This is a genomic window from Ruminococcus sp. YE71 (assembly GCF_900119155.1).
GTDB lineage: Bacteria > Bacillota > Clostridia > Oscillospirales > Ruminococcaceae > YE71.
In genome coordinates this window covers 124,109-138,785 of record NZ_FPIR01000010.1, presented here as the reverse complement: position 1 = coordinate 138,785, position 14,677 = coordinate 124,109, and the positions used below count along the sequence as shown (strand labels likewise).

Sequence of the window (14,677 nt, the reverse complement as noted above, 5' to 3'; positions counted from 1 at the left end):
CGAATCGAGATCATGCTTGTCATAAATCTCACGGAGCATTTCGCTGAATGTTTCTCTTGCCGCTATATCCATCGGGTCGTAGCGGCTGGCAAGAGTGCCCATCAGCACCTCCAGCGGATTCTTGAAACTGAGCAGATAGTCAGCCGCATCATCGAGAATACAGGATTCAATATTCGTTCTGATGAACTTGACGGCTGCTATCTGTTCGGCGTTCTCAATCAGCTCATCGGCTGTCATGTCCCACCAGATCTCACGCATGGATTCGTATTCAAGGTTTATCTTTTTCAGCAGCTTATCGATCGCAGTCATGCTCTCACCTCACTATCTTCCCCCAGCCGCTCCGAACAGTGCCGCCTTATAGGGCGGTGCAATGACCACCAGCAAATACCTTTCGTTGCCGCAGCGATACAGACACGTTCCTCGCTCAGGAAACTTGATTAGATCGAACTCGGACGGTTCAAGCTGCAAGGTGTCGATGAACGGTTCGGCGGCGATATTGCCGGGATTGAAGAGAAAATGGTGGGTCGGTATGCTGAACAGCGGTTTTGTGAACTCCTTTATCTCCGGTAATAAGAAATCCTCAATGTTCTGCGAAGCGAGAATGAACGATGATTCCTTTTTGCGGACACGCTTCATGCCGTTGCGGATATATTCTATCGCCGTCAAGTTGGTGAGAAATAAATATAGCTCATCAACAGCCGCCACCGTGTTTCCCTTGCCCAAAAGCTGATTGCTCATGTAGCTGAGAATATTAAACAGCAGCGTATCTTTCAGCCGCTTGTTTGTGTCCATAAGACCCTTGACCCCGAAACACACAAACTCGCCGTCCTTGATATTTGTATGACCATTGAAGTATTTCGATTCCGCACCCTTGCACATACTATGAAGACCGAGACAGATATTTTGCAACATATCCTCGGTGTAAATGTGCTTCACTTCCTTGTCGAACGCCATGAACTCCTTTTCGATGAGGTCGTAAAGGTCGCTCATTATCGGATAGTCCTCGTCAGTCAGCGTGTCAAGGTCGGTCATATCATCAATGCCGAAACGTGCATATAGCTTTATGAGCATGATCTCGATAGTGTCAATTTCCGCGTCGGTGAAGTCCTTGTACGCCCTGAAAAAATCCTTGAGGTAGCTTATGTGCTGACTCAGCTTTGTGACCTTTTTGAACGCTTCGGGACTGTCACAGCCGCCCCTTTCACCATCCGTCCACGCTTTCGGTTCAAGGGGATTTATCATAAACTCACCCGACATCATGTCGATATAAGTTCCGCCGAGATTGCGGCACAAGTCCTCATATTCATGCTCGGGGTCGAGAACAAGAACACTTTTTCCTGCTTCACGGTTGTTGCAGAGCAGCAACTTCATGAGGTAGCTTTTGCCCTGACCGCTGTTGCCGAGAATCAGAACATTTGAGTTGGTCTTGTCCTCAGTACGTCTGTCGAAATCCACAAGCACATTGCTGCCGTACTTATCTCTCCCGAGGTAAAAGCCGTGTTCATCGGTCTTGCCGGAATAATTCAGCGGATACATATTTGCAACACTCGAAGCCGGCAGCACCCTTTCAAACTGACTTGCAAACGAATTGCTGCCCGTAGGAAGTGCAGACAAGAACGCTTCCTTCTGCCGGAGTATCAGCCTGTCTACACTTATTTTGGAGCGTGTCAACTCCATCTGTATATCCGACTGTAACTCTTTCAGCTTGTCCTCAGAAGTTGCCCTAAGCTCGATAAACACAGCACAATGCAGTAGCGGTTCTTTATTTCTGCGAAGCTCGGAAATCAGCTCCACCACATCATTTATATTGTCCTGTGCCTTGATGTTCTCGTTCACATCGCTCACAGTGGTCATCATGTGATTCTTCCGCATCGACTGCTGAACGATCTTCCGCTGCTCCATGCTGTCAACAAGACGGTTGTAAATGCGGAGTGTCACGCCGTTGCGGTCGGCAAGGTGTGCGAGTATCGCTGTTTCTTCAGTGCTCGGCGGATACTCGGTAATCGCCCAGCATGACTTGTAATAATTGCCGCAAATATAGTGGTCGGAATAAAAACGCAGTATCCCCGGCACAGCCCTGTCGATGAATTTCTTTGTGCTGATGATCTCCTGCTGTTCCTCGGTCAGATCTCTCTTTTTCTTCATACAGTCGCCTCCATGTCAAAGTAGTTTTCGCCCTCAATGTCGGGTATCTCATCGCCAGTGATAGACGTTCCGAAGTAGAGTGCAAGCATTCTTTTGATCTCAGATTTGCTCATTCGTCTGGCAGAAAACCCATGCTCAGAAAGCGTTTTGTCAACACGGCTTACAATGTTGAATATCTGCTCCGGCTTCTCCCTGCGGAAACGCACCGCAAACATGAACTGTCTCGCCGAGGACATTTCAAGCTGAATCTCATCGAGAAAATCGTGGTCTGCCTGCAACAGCTTTCTCACCGCTTCGTTCTGTTCGGTCTGAAGCCGCTTGCTGATATACCACTTGTTGTCATCGAAACGTTCAGCACTGTCTGTTGCGATAATTTCAAGGTCGGGTATCACCGACAGCACCATCATGAGATTATGCACCTTGCTCTCGATATTTTCAGCAGACAATACGCTGATATTCGTCGGCTCGACCGAGAAAAAGACCAACTCTGCCTTGTCCGTTTTTACGCCATAATTAGTAAAGCGTTCAAGCCCGATGAGAGCCTGAACGCCGTTCTTTTTCTTCTTCATTTATCCGTCCTCCTTTAGCTGCCAGCGGAACTCCTGCTGTGTCAGCAGAAAGTATTTTACTGCGTTGATGATATAGTCCATGACCGATGATTCGTCAGCGCGAAGGCTCAGAAACGCATAGCACAGCGTCACCGCCGCCGGGATAATGTTCCACAGCTCCGCGACCACCGCAACAGATGCCACGATGCCAACGCATATTATAATAAAATCTCGAACGCTCCAGAACCACAGCTTTACACTGGATTTCAGGTTTTCGGGGTAGATATAGGTCTTTATTTTTCATCACTCCTAAAAAAAAATAAGCAGCCGACATTTCTGCCGACTGCACAAAATCATGAAGCTATCTCGAAGTTCTTGAGAAGCTGTTCTTCAGAAAACTTAGCCTGACCGCCGTCCGTCCAGTCAACGAATATCTGGTCGAAATCATCGATATAAACTATCGTTGCGGTGGAACCTATCGGGGTCTTTCCGTCAATATCTTTTATCAGCGTTATCATACTGCCGACTGTTATCTTGTCCATTTTCATACCTCCCGAAAAGTGCTTGCTGCTGAACACAGCTTTATTATTATACTACTTTGCGGAGATGGTGTCAAGATGAATTTGCAAACTCACTTTGCCGCCTTTGCCAGACTGACAGCCTTGCTTCCGAGACTGACCGTCTGGCTTATGCTCATCATATTGACCTTTACGCTCGTTTCGAGACCGTACATCTGAGCTACCCTCGGCACCTCCGTTGCAGACAGGCACAGACCTATTGCGATAAGCGGATGCGCCGTGTAGGTCAGCAGTCCGAGGTACAAAATCGTTGTCTGCAAAAATGTCGTAAGGCAGGTCGCTATCACCTGCTTGCACCAGCCGTAGAAACCGTCCGTGAACCCTCTCGGAACGCCGAACATATACAGACTCCCGACCGCGATCTGACACAGCAGAATGCCACCACGTTTGATGTTTGCAAAGACGATTTTCACTGTGCAGTACCCTATGAGGATAATGAACACGAGGTTGAACAGTGTCGCATTTCCGCTGAGTTCCAGAAGAACGAGTTTTGCGGTCGTCGAAATATCAGAAGACATCGCTCCCGTGAAAGCACTCACAAGGTCGCCGGCAAATGACCCTTGCAAATGACAACAGAGAGCATACAATTTCGGCGGAATATCTGCAAAAAGATACGCCGCCATGAATCCCTTGAAAATGTTTATCGCCGTGTTCTTGATATTCGCACCGCCGTTTTCATACGCCACCGCACAGTCGAACACAGCGACCACAAATCCGCAGATAAAGAGAATCTGCCCCATTGAAGCGAAAAGTGATATGAACGTCTGCACCCACGCAAGTGTGAAAATGTTGCTTGTGGTGGAGTTGATAAACTCGAAAAAGTCGGAGAAGCACCCATAGACTGTTTCAAACAGCCACGAAAACATCATGTCCCATACCGCTTCGGTGACCGCCGAAGCCGCCGAGCCGACCGTGTTTCCCCACAAACTTGAAATGCTCTCTCCGATCCAATCGACAGCATCGCCTATCCAGTCAAACACTATGCACCGCCCCCTTTGCCAGAAATATCTGTCAGCTTGTAGAGGTTGGAGCTTATGCCGCCGCTTGTGCGGATACGCTGTTTTTTCTCTATCAGACCGCACTTTTCAAGGTCATTCAACGCCCTGAATACCGTGCGTCTGCTGAGGCTGAGGTCAAGCGCTATCGTTTTTGCCGACGGAAAGCATTCGCCTTTTTTGTTTGCCCTGTCGCACAGATAACAGTAAACCGTTACCGCCCTGTGCGGCAGACCAAGATCGTAGATCCGTCTTGCTACTATCAATCTATCAATCCCCCTAACTTCCGGTTTTTATTGGTCTGCCACGTTTCTCCGCAAAGCTGCCGTCCTCGGGACAATATTCGTCAGGCGGCTCCGGCTTTGCCTGCGGATATTTCTGCTCAATGCCGGCGGTCTTGTAGGCATGATGCAGCCTTACAATTCAGGAGGAACTTCCTGTATTGCTGAGTTCCAGAACTGCACAGTTGAAAAGATCAATGTCAACGGGCATTATGCAGGCGGTTTTTACGGCGGTAAATGGTTCAGCGGAAATAATACATATGTTCCGTATCAAATTACTCTGGATAAATGTCAGATGGTCGGTGATACAAGCACAAATAATACCATCAAAGGAAACTCCGTGAGAGATGCCAATGGTTACGCAGGCGGATTCCTTGGGTGCGGTAATGTTTATACAAACGGCTCGCCAAATATTACCATCAAGGACTGCAAAGTACAAAATTACACAATAACTTCGACAGCATACACAGATGGAAAAAAAGGTTATGTCGGCGGCTTTATCGGCTATACCGGTTCATCTGTAGAATCTAGCTCAATAACCTGTTATATCCATGACAGCTCTGTTGAGGATTGCACTATCGGAGCAAGCGGCAACTATGCCGGCGGTGCGATCGGTCAGGTCTATAGGAGAAGTCCTAACAGCACAAACAAAATTCTCGGTTACAACATCAAGCTTGATGATGTTACGCTCGGCGGTGCTAATAACGGTGCCTGGATCGGGCATTTGGGAGAAACAAAAGCCAATATTACCACATCGATTCAGTTCACAGGGCTTGGCATCTATGGAAAGAATTATGCAAGAAATATTGGAAACTGGTCTGATGCAGACAACCGTACAAACACTAAAGCCTCCTTCGTTTTCGCCGATTACGAAGGCACCTGTGAAAACATGACATCAAGTAGTGCGGGCTACTCAACCTTTAATGCAAGCTTAGAGACCAATGTTGAGATGCCAAAGTATCCCTATGTCAATGTTAATCCGCAGTCGGCGCTGGGTCCTGATGAAGTCATCTCGGGTGACGGTGCTGTGCTTTACGGTTCTGTGGTCACAGGTTTCACGGGAACCGGCAAAAATACAATGGCAGCAAGGATACATTCTGAAATAGGTAATTCGGGTGCGACAAAACAGTATTATAATACTTACGTTGATACCCCTATTACCGGCGCTAATACAATCGATTACTACATGAACCGCTCGATAACTGATGAAGGTAACCGAATCTCAACCTTTGCTACCGAGCGTGGTATGAGTGCAGGAGATCTTGCGGCAGCAGGCTTTGAAAATTTTGCTGTTCTTGTAATAGCGACTGCCGCTGAAACTGAAACGACCAATCTCATCAACCGCTATATACAGCTTGTAACGAACACCACAAATGATTATGCCGCCGGAAGTGAAGACGGATATTTCAATGTGGATATCCAGACCTGCGAATATGATAACGGCAGCTTCAGCATCGATACTGATGCAACGGCTCACGGTCTGACGAACAACAACAAAAAGTTCCAGCTCAACAATGATCATGCTGATTCTCTGAGCGGAACCTTTACCCTGCTTGACATTCAGTTCATGGATCCGATGAAACCAATTGTCAAGAACAACGCGGGCGAAATAACTGATACAGGTAAAATTGCTTACCATTTATATGTTCCAGTATATACCGTCAGAGAGATGGCTGTTAATTTCTATGCTTCTGCAAAAACAGGAGCGTATTCAGTAGCGTATCCGGGAACAAATCAGTACCAGAGTCTCATTGATGAATGTGTCACAGAGCAGGCAAATACCCCTGACATTCACAGAAAACGTAAACACGCTGATACACTGGATACCTGGGTAACACAATACATTCGTTATGAATATCGTGATCTTGACATTAATGCACTTCTGAATTCCGGAAATGTTAAGTGGAACTATAATAAGACCATCGATTTTGAAACAATGACCAACGGTAACGATAAAAAGCGGCTGCCTGACGGAACATTTATGGTTTTAGTTGACCCGAACGGTGACTCTGACAGGGTTTACTATACAACAGCTGACCCGACAAATCTTACCCACTATACAATTCCCGACAGTAATGACGGAACAAAGAATTGCTGGAGAGTACCGCTTACAGCATTCAAAGCCGAAGATTATGACGGAAACGATGCTAACAATGTTCCGTTCAGTGTGCCTACGCTCAATGATGTTATTGCATCAAAGATAGAGCCGAAAAATGCTTCTGGAGCGGGCTGGTACCGAAAGCTGTCACCTACTGCCCAGCAGCTTGAAAGCGGGAATTTTGAGTATGATGTTTATACCATAGAAAACGGTGTAAAACAGTACTATGAGTTCACAGAGGCTAAAAACGGAGCTTATAATCTATCGGTAAGCGGCTCAGTCTATGAGGATTATTATATCAGCGTAAAGGTTCCGCACAATACTGTTGTTACTGCTACAGATGTATATTTCTACCAGATCAAACTACAATCTGAAAGATTACAGATAAGCGATATTTCCGGCAGCAATACGTCACCTAAAGCTGCTGGTATAACTCAGCAGAATGAATTCCAGATCCTTATTGCAGACCTGTTCGATCAGTCGGGTACAATGGTCGTCAAACCTGATGTCCAGCAAATAACAACAACAAATCATAAAATAAATGCTAAGGTGTCAACGGTAGTAACACCTAAAAACTCGACAGCCATTTACTATCTGAATGGTGATGAGTTCTTCCATTCGTTCTACATCACTTTGATCCGTACAAGTTCAAACGGTATAGAGAGTGATATCAAAGCATTGAGTACTTCGGATATAACAGCAACGTATAAGATCAATAACGGCACAGCTTCTGAGTGTAGCAATATTGATCTGAATCTGGAGGCGAATTATATCAACGTTCATACAACATCAGCCGAAGAGTCCTCGAATCTTATTGCTTATCTGAGAACGACCGGAAGCTTTACGATCAGTGCTGATATAGAGATGGACTTCGATCCGGATGAGCTTCAGGATGAGTTCCCGAAAAGAACTACCGGAGAAGAGTACGGTGTAAACGTAAGAGCAGCGTCCAATATCGCTTATGAAAGCAATGCGCTGGTCAACGCGAGCATGACCTATTCATATCCGATCGATGGACATAACTATTACATCGAAACTGTGAAGAGGGCTACACTGACTTACGGGCCAAAGACTGATGAAATCGACACGATCTACGATGAAATTGGCTATAACAGTAAAAACCAGACAACATTGGGTGTAAATGGATTGTCCGCGAATGAGGCATCGCGTACAGATATGCCGGTAAATACGGAAGCATTCTATAATGTTCAGTCCATTACTGATTCAGACATGGCTGTGGCTAAGGTGCTTAAACTGACGCTGAAGCTTGAAAAGAAAACTGATTCGTCAGGCTCACCTGTCAGCAACGTTGATTATGTACCGATAACCAGTATTCAGAATTATATCAACGGAAGCTTTACGTTCAGGTCAAAGGATGCGGAAGCCATAGCTTTGGCAACTGGATCAACGATAACAGTATATCTTGATGTCAGTGAATGTGAGCATACGGGTAAGATCTTCGATATTGACATCTTATTCAATGCCAAGTCCGGAGGAAGCTTTATAGAATATGCAAACTATAAGGTCGATCTTAAAGCCGAGCTCTACAGAACTGCGATAGTAGAAGGCGGAGTGATTACCGGTGTTGATAACGAGTCTGTTATTACAAGCAGTCCGGCAGAAAACTACCTGATCTATACAAACGCAAAAATCTGTCCTGAGTTCATACAGATTCAGCAGGAGGAAGCTGAACCGTAAGCATCACAGCACACGTCCCAGAGCCGAGAGCTACGCTCTCGGCTCTGATCATAATCAAAGGAGAATAAACCTATACCCGAACTCACCCACAAGAAAATGCGAATTGCGAAACTATCGTGTTGACCCTACAAAAATCGAGACCCTGACGGAAATACCATCCCGGCAGGGTCTTGTGCATTCATCGCCTTTAATTATCTTATCAACATACTCGATCATATCCTTGCACACTCACTCCATACCATCCATTCACACTCACAAAAAAATAACTTCAACATATATTTTTTTAATAAATCCGTAATACCTATTGCAAAATCAAGTAAAATATAGTATAATAAATATATCACCAAAGCAATTCCCGTCAACAGGAGAGACCAATGGATACTAACAACAGAAACGAACAGCTTGATGAACGGCTGAAAGACGTCGATCAGGCTGATCTTGAAGCGTTTATTCAAAAACGCCTTGATGAAGAACAGAACAAAAATGAGACTGCTTCGGCAACTCTGAGACTTGAGTCGCTGGGGATTCTCGGCAATCTGCTGATAATTTTCGTGCTCGGATTGTTTATCGTGTCGCCGCTGATACAGCTGATAGTTCGCGTCGTGACCGATAACAGCGATAAGATCCTGCTGGTATCATCGCTGACTGTCAAGCGGTATCAGTGGACTATCCGCAACATCAACCGACTTGCAAGATTCACAGCGGTGCTGACTTACCTGTGGATAATTCTCTACGCTGTCTCGAAGCGCATCGAAAGCAGGCGGCACGGAGTCGCTGTAAAAAAATCCGAACTCACGGTGGGGGAGAGAATATCGAAGTGCGTGCCGTTCATCGTGTTCGTGATGTTCGTTGTCAGCATAATCGCCGTGACCAGGATACGCGGCGCGAACGAATATGACCTCACGGGTCACCCGTATATGTATGAGAGCATTTTCAGCTACATAACTTATCCGCTGGTGTATTTTTTCTGCGGAATGATGCTGTTTGATGAACGCCTGAGAAAATTTCTGCTGTATGTCCTGCTTTTTTCGGGACTGCCGCTGAACATTCTCGCTCTCGTCGATAAGTGGGTGACTCCCGTCAAGTACTACACAAGCACGGGCGTTTCACCCTGCGCTGTCTTCCACAACTCGAACCATTACGGCTACTATCTGGCGATAACGGTCATTACGGGCGCACTGATGTTCGTCTATGAGAAAAAGCTGTGGCTGAGGATAGTCTCGGCGGTCTCGGCGGTCATCGCAAATATCGTGATGATAATGAACAACACCCTCGGCGCGTATCTTGCGACGCTGTTTATCTTCATCCTGTTTATCATCTACTGCTTCGCGTTCGTCAAGGAGAACAAGAAAGAATCGCTCATCATCCTCGGCGTTTTCATTCTCATAACTGTTGTGATGAGGTTCTTTTATTCGTCGCTGATGTCGAGCTTCCTGACGCTGTTCGGCGACATCAACATGATAATCGAAGACCCACTCGAAGCCGATTCGGCAGGTTCGTCGCGCTGGAGACTCTGGAAGGGGACTGTGGAACACATGGGCGAGAGCCCGTTCCTCGGTTTCGGCGTTGAGGGACTTCTCAACACCTACGGCGTGGGCACGCCCCACAATGAATTCCTGCAATATGCGGAGTTTTTCGGGATACAGACAAGTCTGCTGTACATCATAGCCTGCTCGATGATACTGCTGAGGGTGTTCTTCAGCCACAAGACGCTTGACAAGACCTCTATGATATGCTTTTTTGTGAGTCTGGGCTATCTTGCAAGCTCGTTCTTCGGAGTGGCTATCTACTACACAACGCCGTTTATCTACATTTTCCTCGGGCTTACCTATGCGGAATACTTCAAAAAAGGCAAGCCGAAAGCTGCAAAAACCGAATGATGGATAAAGAAAACTCCTTTTCCCGCGGCTGCGGGAAGAGGAGTTTTTTTGTGATATTTTATAGTATATCAAAAATTTAACCTCGTTTTCTAAAAGTAAGTTTGATTTTTTTACATTGACACAAAAAAACTAAATAAAATTTAAAATGCCTTAAAACCCTCTTGATTTATGCGTAAAACAGGTGTATAATATAAGATGGTATGAAAAAAGCGGCGATCATTATTATTTTGGGGGATCCGCCGCGTCATACCAATAGAAAGAATAACATTAGAAATTGGAGGTATCTAAAATGAAAGGGTTATTCAAACGTGCAGGTTCGGCAGTAATGTCGGCGGCTTTGATCTGCACAATGCCGTTCACATCGGTCTCGCAGGTCGTGACTGCGGTCGATAACACCGAGATCGACGAGGACGAGTACTACACCATCAACAGCTATAACAAGGATGATATAGTTTTTGATGAGGAAGGCGCAGTTGTCAAGGGACACGCTTACTGTCTCGATTACAAGTGCCACACTCCCGCGGGTCAGAAGTTCAAAGCCTGCAAGCTCTCGGAGCTCACTACACTTGAGAAGGAAGTTACCGAGGGCGGTAAGACCTATACTTACACCCGCAATTACACCGACGCAGTCAAGAACAGACTGCTGAAGATCGTTATCGCGGATGACCAGATCAAGGCTTACGCCAAGACCCTCAACGCCGACACTGCAAGGGCAAATATCATCAGCAAGAAGAAGAACCTCAAATCTGAGGAAGCCATGAAGGAAGACTGGAACAAACTGCTGAATGAAGCTCCCCAGTATCTTGTCTGGGCGTGCGTTCATGACGATTCCGAGTGGGCAAACTGGGTGACGGATAAAGATCAGGAAGGTCATGCCGATTTCTACTGCTTCAAGGAAACATCAAATACGGGCTACGGATATGAATCTGATTCGCCGCTGACCGATGAGGATTCCCTGTGGAGCGTTTACTTCAAGCCCCTCATCGAATATATCGACAACGAGATCGAGGATTACTACTACGAGGGCTACGACGGTTACGTGTTCAACGGTCCGAAGGATCACCAGTCGATGATCTGCGGCGCCTTCAAGAGGGGCGATTTCGATATCAGCAAGGTATCCATAACCAACGGCAATGAGCTGAGCGGCGCCGAGCTGACAGTTACATACAACGGCGAAGGTGCCGATCTTTCGGGCGTTTCGCTGATACGCAACGGTTATCCCGTTGAATGCACCATCAGCGAGGACGGAAAGTCACTGACCTTCGTTTCGGGTAAATATCCGACGACTCTGAGCGGTCTGCCCGAGGGCGATTACACCCTGACGGAAGTTGCACCGCCGAACACCTACTCCTGCGCTGAGGACATCGACTTCCACATCAACGCGGACGGCACTCACTCGGTCAACGGCGCTGATAAGGTGACTAACAGGATCGTTATGGTAGACAAGCCGCTTGCAGTTCAGGTGACGAAGCTCGATTTCGACACGGGCGACGAGCTTGACGGTGCGGAGTTCGCGCTGTACTACGGTTCCGATTTTGACGAGATGACGGGCGAGCTTGCAGAGGGCGTTACGCCGATCGAAACATGGATAAGCGGCGGCGACGTTGATGAGTACGGCAACTCTGTCTCCCACGTTATCGGCAGTCTGACGGCTGACACCGAGTATGTTATCCGCGAGACATCCGCTCCCGAATATTACACCGTATGCCCCGACATCCACTTCACCGTGGATATCAACAATGTGGTTTACGTAGACGGCAAGGGCTCCGCTGGCGGCGAGATCGTCATCAATGACAAGATCAGCACTGTGGGCATCAGCAAGAAGGACATCGCGAACGAGAACGAGCTCGAAAACGCGGTCCTGACCCTGACGGGCGACGCTGACTGGGATTTCGTTATGAGCAAATTCACTCAGGATGATATCGAGAAGTACGGCATCACCTTCGATGTGGAGATCAACGGTATCACCTGGACTTCCGCCGACGAGGAGCTGTACGTAAAGGGTCTCAAATTCGATACCGATTACGTTCTTACCGAGAAGGGCGCTCCCGACGGCTACGAGTATACCGATGACATCACTTTCAGCCTGACAGACAGCTTAAACGGCTACGCCGACGTGAACGTGAAAACGAAAGACGGCGAGAGCGTGAGCGCAGACGGTATCGTGTCGATGTTCGACGCGGCTACCGACATTACCGTTCAGAAGGTGGATGCCGAGACAGGCAAGCCAATCAACAGCGACGCAGTGTTCGAGGTGCTCAAGGGCGAGGAGATCGTCTGCGAGATAACCGTTAACGGTTCGCTGGAGATCCAGGGACTTTTCGATACGCTGACCGAGTACACTCTCCACGAAAAGACCGCTCCCGATGGCTACGATGTGGCTGAGGATATCAAGTTCACGCTGGATACCGACGGAACCGTCATCATCGACGGCAAGGACACCGATGCTAAGGTGCTCTACGTTGAGGATGCAAAGCTCACAGCCGACGATTCCTCTTCGGACACCGACTCCGACAACAGCTCCAAGGCTGACAACGACAGCAGCAGTAATGGCAGCGGCACCGACGGCGATTCTTCGTCGAGCAGCAGCTCGTCGAGCAGTTCCACAACCTCGAAGGGCACAGGCACTTCTTCCACCACAGGCGGCAGCAGCGACGGCAACCCTGCAACGGGTCTCGGCAAGACAGCAGCTCCAATCCTGCTGATAATTGCGGCAGCCGCAGTCATCCGCAAAAAGAACAGCTGATGACGCAGCCGTAAAAACGCATAAATCAAGGCACTTTTGTCGATACTATGACAAAAGTGCCTTTTCGTTTGCCGTGTGAAAGGTCAGAAATTCATATGTGTGCTGTCGGATGCGTTTATCAGGTCGATGATGTCCTGATTCGTGAAGCCGATGCGGTGCGCTTCTTCGAGCATCCTGCGGACGTGGTTCTCGTAGAAATCCGACCTGCGCTCCTCGGTCAGCTGCCAGCAGGCGCCGCTGCACACGAACATCCCGAGACCTCGCTTCTTGTAGACGATGTTCTTTGCGACCAGCTGTTCCATAGCTTTCAGAACCGTTGCGGGATTGACGCCGAACGCCGCCGCGACTTCGTTTGTGGATGGAAGACGCCCTTCCTCGGGGAGCTCGCGGGAGATTATCAGGTCTTCATAATACCTTACGAGCTGTGCATAGATAGGTTCATGACCGCTGAGCTTGAATTTCATACGTATACCTCAATCCTGTATATGTGTAGTGGTTATGTACTTATGTAACTAAGTATATCACAAAAGCCCGAAAAAGTCAAGTCCTATCATCATATTATGATATCAGAGGAGTTTTTTTAGAAAAAAATAGGGGTCAAAACGACGCTAACACGATATTTTCCGCGTTTTTTTATCGCCATAAATTACAATTTCAATTTTCGGTAAAAGGCGTTTTTTGGTCGAGTATACAAAATTTGCGTATATGACGTAAAAACGCTGTTTTTGCATTTGACAAACCGTGTAAAATAGTATATAATTATGTCATGAAAGTTTATTAATTATTTATTAAGACTTATGATAGGGGTCTAATAAAAGCAGATCATTTCGGAGGAATTAGTATGAAAAAGTCAGAACTGTTAGCCGCGATCGCCGAGAAGGGCGGTTTTTCCAAGAAAGAAGCTGAGGTAATGCTCAAGCTGTTTACCGAGACTGTGACCGACGCTCTCGCAAAGGGTGAGAAGGTCTCCGTATCGGGCTTCGGTGTTTTCAATGTTACCGAGCGTGCCGCAAGAGACACCATCAACCCGAACACCAAGAAGCTTTCGCATATACCTGCAAGAAAGGCTCCCGTATTCAAGGCTTCTAAGGCTTTGAAGGAAGCTGTTGATAAAAAATAATAGGAGGATACGAACATGGCTGTTAAAAAGACCGCCGCAAAGGCTGCCGAGGAAGTAAAGAACACCGCAGAGAAGGCTGTTACAGAGGTTAAGTCCACTGCAAAGAAGACCGCTACCGCTGCTAAGTCTACTGCAAAGAAGACTACAGAAAAGGCTAAGAAGGTCGCTGAGAAGGCATCTGCTGTTAAGTCTGTAGAGGCTGTCAAAGTCCAGTTCTCCGGAGCAGAGTACGATGTTGCTGCTGTTGTAGCTGCTGCTAAAGCGGACTACAAGAAGGACAACAAGGCTGCGATCAAGTCCATCAGCGTTTATATCAAGCCTGAGGATTCTGCTGCTTACTACGTTGTAAATGACAGCGTTAACGGTAAGGTAGACCTTTAATAAATAGACAACAGTAAAAGAATATTGAATTTTTTACGGCTGCATGGTCTTTTGACTGTGCAGTCATTTTTTGTGTGAAAATTTAGAAATATGTTTACTGTTCGGTAATTACATATTGTCTGTTTATATGATATAATATAAATAGTATAAAGTATATATAACTTGTCCGTATGGAAACAATGGAAAGAGGAAATATGATACGTTAAA

General features: G+C 46.9%; 13 protein-coding genes. 5 read left to right on the top strand and 8 right to left on the bottom strand.

Annotated elements, in window-relative coordinates; genetic code table 11:
* The 7 genes from BT142_RS10975 to BT142_RS10945 all read right to left on the bottom strand — a co-directional run.
* The coding region (locus tag BT142_RS10975; protein ID WP_072418238.1) for a hypothetical protein at positions 1-309 on the bottom strand (309 nt) is incomplete at its 3' end.
* 12 nt (positions 310-321) lie between these two features.
* Positions 322-2,145, bottom strand: coding sequence for a VirB4 family type IV secretion system protein (locus BT142_RS10970; protein ID WP_072418237.1), 1,824 nt, complete (start codon positions 2,143-2,145; stop codon positions 322-324).
* Positions 2,142-2,714 carry a hypothetical protein gene (locus BT142_RS10965; protein WP_072418236.1) on the bottom strand — a complete coding sequence of 191 codons (573 nt, stop codon included), beginning with the start codon at positions 2,712-2,714 and terminating at the stop codon, positions 2,142-2,144. Before BT142_RS10965 ends, BT142_RS10970 begins: the two co-directional genes overlap by 4 nt.
* The gene (locus tag BT142_RS10960) at positions 2,715-2,897 is read right to left on the bottom strand and encodes a hypothetical protein (RefSeq protein ID WP_242871962.1); all 183 of its coding nucleotides are present in this window, start codon (positions 2,895-2,897) and stop codon (positions 2,715-2,717) included. It lies immediately after the preceding gene.
* Positions 2,898-3,046: 149 nt separating this feature from the next.
* Entirely contained in the window at positions 3,047-3,235 is a 189-nt protein-coding gene (locus BT142_RS10955; protein ID WP_072418234.1) for a hypothetical protein, read from the bottom strand.
* Positions 3,236-3,324: 89 nt separating this feature from the next.
* A complete protein-coding gene (locus tag BT142_RS10950) occupies positions 3,325-4,251 on the bottom strand; it encodes a conjugal transfer protein TrbL family protein (RefSeq protein ID WP_084659435.1) in 927 nt (308 codons plus the stop codon).
* Entirely contained in the window at positions 4,251-4,532 is a 282-nt protein-coding gene (locus BT142_RS10945; RefSeq protein WP_072418233.1) for a helix-turn-helix domain-containing protein, read from the bottom strand. Before BT142_RS10945 ends, BT142_RS10950 begins: the two co-directional genes overlap by 1 nt.
* A gap of 139 nt (positions 4,533-4,671) precedes the next feature.
* On the opposite strand from BT142_RS10945, the gene BT142_RS10940 reads away from it, so the two are divergent.
* The 3 genes from BT142_RS10940 (at position 4,672) to BT142_RS10930 (ending at position 12,969) form a co-directional block, all read left to right on the top strand.
* Positions 4,672-8,343, top strand: a complete 3,672-nt coding sequence (locus BT142_RS10940) for a hypothetical protein (protein ID WP_072418232.1) — start codon at positions 4,672-4,674, stop codon at positions 8,341-8,343.
* A 374-nt stretch (positions 8,344-8,717) separates the two neighbouring features.
* Positions 8,718-10,223 (top strand): O-antigen ligase family protein, encoded by a 1,506-nt coding sequence (locus BT142_RS10935; protein WP_072418231.1) that lies wholly within the window; start codon positions 8,718-8,720, stop codon positions 10,221-10,223.
* A gap of 289 nt (positions 10,224-10,512) precedes the next feature.
* Positions 10,513-12,969 (top strand): SpaA isopeptide-forming pilin-related protein, encoded by a 2,457-nt coding sequence (locus tag BT142_RS10930; protein WP_072418230.1) that lies wholly within the window; start codon positions 10,513-10,515, stop codon positions 12,967-12,969.
* 83 nt (positions 12,970-13,052) lie between these two features.
* On the opposite strand, the gene BT142_RS10925 is transcribed toward BT142_RS10930, so the two are convergent.
* Positions 13,053-13,433 carry a GntR family transcriptional regulator gene (locus BT142_RS10925; protein ID WP_072418229.1) on the bottom strand — a complete coding sequence of 127 codons (381 nt, stop codon included), beginning with the start codon at positions 13,431-13,433 and terminating at the stop codon, positions 13,053-13,055.
* Between the two features lie 377 nt (positions 13,434-13,810).
* Here BT142_RS10925 and BT142_RS10920 point away from each other — a divergent pair, with 377 nt between their 5' ends.
* Together BT142_RS10920 and BT142_RS10915 are read left to right on the top strand one after the other, a co-directional pair.
* Positions 13,811-14,089 carry an HU family DNA-binding protein gene (locus BT142_RS10920; protein WP_072418228.1) on the top strand — a complete coding sequence of 93 codons (279 nt, stop codon included), beginning with the start codon at positions 13,811-13,813 and terminating at the stop codon, positions 14,087-14,089.
* Positions 14,090-14,104: 15 nt separating this feature from the next.
* The gene (locus BT142_RS10915) at positions 14,105-14,470 is read left to right on the top strand and encodes a DUF6465 family protein (protein WP_072418227.1); all 366 of its coding nucleotides are present in this window, start codon (positions 14,105-14,107) and stop codon (positions 14,468-14,470) included.
* The last annotated feature ends 207 nt before the right edge of the window (positions 14,471-14,677 follow it).